The sequence below is a fragment of the Streptomyces sp. NPDC059003 genome (assembly GCF_042740445.1).
Classification (GTDB): domain Bacteria; phylum Actinomycetota; class Actinomycetes; order Streptomycetales; family Streptomycetaceae; genus Streptomyces.
Genome location: NZ_JBHYJH010000347.1, coordinates 1 through 4,220, shown reverse-complemented (window position 1 = coordinate 4,220; position 4,220 = coordinate 1). Strand labels below are relative to the sequence as shown.

4 protein-coding genes are annotated in these 4,220 nt (G+C 71.8%); all 4 read left to right on the top strand.

The window, feature by feature from the left end; all coding sequences use genetic code 11:
• The first annotated feature begins 143 nt into the window (after positions 1 to 143).
• Positions 144 to 494 (top strand): hypothetical protein, encoded by a 351-nt coding sequence (locus tag ACFWZ5_RS45130; RefSeq protein WP_384892987.1) that lies wholly within the window; start codon positions 144 to 146, stop codon positions 492 to 494.
• 457 nt (positions 495 to 951) lie between these two features.
• The gene (locus tag ACFWZ5_RS45125) at positions 952 to 1,110 is read left to right on the top strand and encodes a hypothetical protein (RefSeq protein ID WP_384892984.1); all 159 of its coding nucleotides are present in this window, start codon (positions 952 to 954) and stop codon (positions 1,108 to 1,110) included.
• 430 nt (positions 1,111 to 1,540) lie between these two features.
• The gene (locus ACFWZ5_RS45120; protein ID WP_384892981.1) at positions 1,541 to 2,056 is read left to right on the top strand and encodes a hypothetical protein; all 516 of its coding nucleotides are present in this window, start codon (positions 1,541 to 1,543) and stop codon (positions 2,054 to 2,056) included.
• Between the two features lie 392 nt (positions 2,057 to 2,448).
• Positions 2,449 to 4,220, top strand: a 1,772-nt coding sequence (locus ACFWZ5_RS45115) for an IS1182 family transposase (protein ID WP_384892990.1), incomplete at its 3' end; no start/stop codon positions are given.

The window sequence follows — 4,220 nt, the reverse complement described above, 5'->3', positions numbered from 1 at the left end:
CCCCTTGTACCGAGCATCACCCGGTGTGTGGGTGTTCTATACCCCTTCCCGCTGACCCGACCCTGTCCCCCCCCGCGCGCCCGGCCCTATCAGTCTCGCCGGGCGGGCGCAGGTGCAGCTCAACACCCCCTCCCACACCCCCCTTGGCGGCCTGGCGTCACCTCACCACCCACGGCCCCCCACACCCAAGGAGCCCTCATGACCGCCCCCGGGCGACTCGACACCCTCACCCGGCACGGCACGGCACCGGCTACGCCCGTCTCCCCCTCGCCGACGGCCACGCCCTCACCCTGACGATCCGGCCCGGCGCACACACCGCCGACGCGGTCTACCTGTTCGACGGCCTCCCCGCTCCCGGCACCGAAGCCTGGGAGAACGCGGACGACGTCGAGCCATGGCTGACCACCGGCAGCTTCACGCACGGCCCCCGGTTCCTGGACGCGCCCCTCCAGGCCGTCCGTGAGCACGGCGGCGAGCACGCCGACCAGGACTGACCCGCCCCACCAAGGGCTGACCCGCCCCGCGTTGTCCCCCCCCCCCCGGGTCCCCCCGGCCGTCCGCGCCGCTGCTGTTCAGCGAAGGAACCCCCTGCGCTGTTCAGCGAAGGACCCCCTGCTATGACCAACCCGCCCGCTCACCGGGATCTGACGGGCCGCTGTCTCACCACACCCGCATCCCGCATATCCGTGAAGGAACAGTCCCGTTGAACCCCGCCCCTGCCCGCCGTGCAGTTCTGATCGAAACCGCTGACATCGGCTACCTCACCCCGGCCACAGGCCACCCCACTTTCCGGCCTGCCCGTATCTGGCTGACCGGGCCCGGTTCCCCCGATGAGGACACCGCCATCGCTGTCGTCTCCAAGCCCCTGGCGCGTGTGGTCTGTCGGTCACCAATGCCCTCACCCAGCTCCGGCACATCATCGAGGGCCAGCACACCCCCTACGCCAACCGCGTGCGGATTTTCGAGCACTACGAAGGTGACGGCAGCGGCGAGCGGTACGCCGAGCAGATGCCGCCTGGCGCCCGGCCTGCCTACCGGCCCATCGACAAGAACAGCCTCGACGTCCTGGTCGGCGGCCAGCTCGACGCCACCAACCCCCTGCGCACCTGACCGCACGGTTGCGCCCACTCGCCTGTGCGACCACCGTCGCGAAGTCCCAGGCGCCGTCCCCGGCCACGTCTGCCCAGGGTTCCGGGGCCGGGGGCACCGGGATAGCAGGGCCAACCGACGCCGTTCGGGTCCGCCGCCACTCCGCCGTGCGGTGCTGTGCCGGGTGTGGTCGGGCTTGCACCGGGGCGGGAGGCGCGGCTCTGTCCGGGGTGCCGGGCGCCCGTGGGGGGAACATGCTGGTCAGCGGGCCAGGAGGAGGGGATGAACTGGCCCTAGCGTGAGGCCCGTTCACCCACCCACCCATCCGGGCCCCCTGGTGCATGCTGCGCCCCGGGGGGCCCGCGTGTTCCTCTTCGTCTGGAGTCGCTCCGTGTCCCACCCCGTCCGTCGTTCCGTCCGTCGTCCTGCTTCCCCTCCCGCCACCCCGTCCATGGTCACGAGTGTGCAGGCGTTCGCGGCCGCCGAAGCGCATCTGCAACGCCAAGCCCGCGGCATCACCGCCATGGTCGCCGCCACCCTCCACGCCCAGTTCCCCACCGCCGCGTTCCTGGTCCTGGACCTGTTCGAGGAGCAGGATCCGGACCTGTGCGAGGAGGAGGCGGCCGACGAGGCGCTGTACCTGGACAGCATCCGCGCCCTGGACGGCACCCTCGTGTACGCCTTCCCCTTTCCCGACGACGACGCCCAGCTGCGCGCCGCCACGCTGCCGGTACTCCCCAATGCCGTGCTGCGCCGGGCCTGGGGGGAGCTCGACCCGCAGGAGCCCGCGCACCTGCTGAACCTGATCCACCGGATCAACACTACCGACGTCCTGTACGCCGCCAGCCGCCCTCTGCTGCCCGACCTGCCCGCTCAGGCCGCCCACCCCCACGACCCGCAGGAGCAAAACCTCCTCTGCCTGCCCCTGACCCCGGCTGCTGCTCTGGCTGCCGCGTCCGGCAGCTGACCGCCCCCTCTCCTGTACGGACCGCAGCCCACGACACCGACGTGGGCTGCACCGCACCCCCCACACCGCCCTGCGCAGCCCACCAGCCCCCTCACCCTCCTCCGCCGTACTCCGTCTACGCCGCCAGCGGACAGGAACACCCGCAGGGGACGCCCCCCCCCGGGGTTCCAGCCTTCCCGGCCCGCAGCTTCCCGCCAAGACAGCCGCCCACACCGCATCCCGGCGACGGCCGCCGCACTCCCGACACAGAGCCCACCGCGCAGCCGAACGGCCCCGCCCCGGAAGCCCCGGCCCCGCCGGATGCTGTTGGTCAATTCGGGGGCTGCGTGACGACGGCCTGTGTGACCCCGTTGGGGTTGTGCAGGCCGTTGTCGTGTTCAGGGGTGGGTTCGGTGTCGTTGGGTGGGGTGGGGCTGGAGGAGATCCCGGAGGGGACCGCGCGGGTAGCGCGTGCGGTGTTCCCCGGAGGGTGTCTGGCGATGAGGGTGCGGGATGTGCTGGGCCCGGTGTTCGCCGACGGTGACTTCGTGGAGCTGTTCGGGGTGCGGGGCCGGCCGGCGTTTTCTCCTGCTCGGCTTGCTCTGGTGTCGGTGTTGCAGTTCGCGGAGGGGCTGACTGACCGGCAGGCAGCGCATGCGGTGCGGGCCCGTATCGACTGGAAGTACGCGCTCGGGCTGGACCTTGCTGACACGGGGTTCGACTTCTCGGTGCTCAGCGAGTTCCGGTCCCGCCTGTCGGGCGGTTCGGGAGAACAGCGGGTGCTGGAGGTGGTGCTGAACGCGGCGAAGACCGCGGGACTGCTGCGGTCCGGGGGACGTCAGCGCACCGACTCCACGCACGTCCTGGCCGCGACCCGCGATCTGAACCGGCTGGAACTGGTCGCCGAGACCTTGCGGGCGGCCCTCGACGCGGTCGCGCAAGCCGCCGGGCCATGGCTGTCGGACCGCGCGGACACCGAGTGGTTTGACCGGTACGGAACCCGGATCGAAGACCAGAAGTTGCCGCAGAGCAAGTCGGCCCGGGCGGAGTGGACCGGCCAGGTCGGTGTCGACGGGGTGCGGCTGCTGGAGGCGGTCTTCGGCGCCACGGCCCCCGCCGGGGTGCGCGCGCTTGAGGCGGTGGAGATTCTGCGGAAGGTCTGGGTGCAGGAGTTCTTCGTCGTCGAGGGGGTGGTCCGGCTCCGGGACCCAAAAGAGCGGCCGTCGGGGGCGTCCAGACTGATCACTCCGTATGACCTCCAGTCCAGGGTCGGCGTCAAAGGCAACACCTGCTGGAGTGGTTACAAGGTTCATCTGACCGAGACCTGCGAGCCGGACGCCCCGCACCTGATCACGCATGTCGCCACCACGGTGGCCACCGTTCCCGATACCGCGATGACACCGGTCGTGCACGCCGGGCTGGCCGCCCGCGATCTGCTGCCCGGTGTCCACCTGGTCGACTCCGGCTACGTCGATGCCCGGCACATCGTCGACGCCCGCACCGACCACAGCATCGAACTGGTGGGCCCGGTGACGGGCAACACCGGCTGGCAGACGGCCGCCGACGGAGCCGTCACCGCCACCGACTTCACCGTGGACTGGGACAACAATCAGGTCTCCTGCCCTGGCGGCCGGACCAACGCGGTCTGGCGCAACGATGTCAGCCAGCGCGGCACCCCCGTGGTCAGAGCCAAGTTCGCCCGTCGCGACTGCCAGCCTTGCACGGTCCGCGAACGATGCACACGCTCGCCGCACGGACGCTGGATCACCCTGCGGCCCCGCGACGAACACGAAGCCCTCCGACAGGCCCGCGCCGAGCAGGCCACACCCGAATGGCAACGCCGCTACCAGCACCGCTCCGGGATTGAGGGCACCATCGCCCAGGCCACTGGCGCCCTGCGAGCCCGGCGCTCTCGCTACCAGGGCCTGGCCAAGACAAGCCTGCAACAGGAACTGACCGCTGCCGGCATGAACCTCATCCGGTTCTGGCCCGCACCCGCACCTCCCACCTCGCAGCACTCCGCCCTGCTGGATGAGATCCAGCAGGGCGGAATTAGCCAACAGCATCCCGCCAGGCCGGGGCTCTTCGCGCTCCCGCCCGCCGTCCAGGCCCCCTGCCCGGCCGCGGCCGCCCCCCCCCCCCCCCCCCCCCCCCCCCCCCCCCCCCCCCCCCCCACCCCCCCCCC

Excerpts from the sequence above, each read along its gene's own strand:
- ACFWZ5_RS45120 (WP_384892981.1), top strand. The coding sequence starts at position 1,541 with ATGGTCACGAGTGTGCAGGCGTTCGCGGCCGCCGAAGCGCATCTGCAA.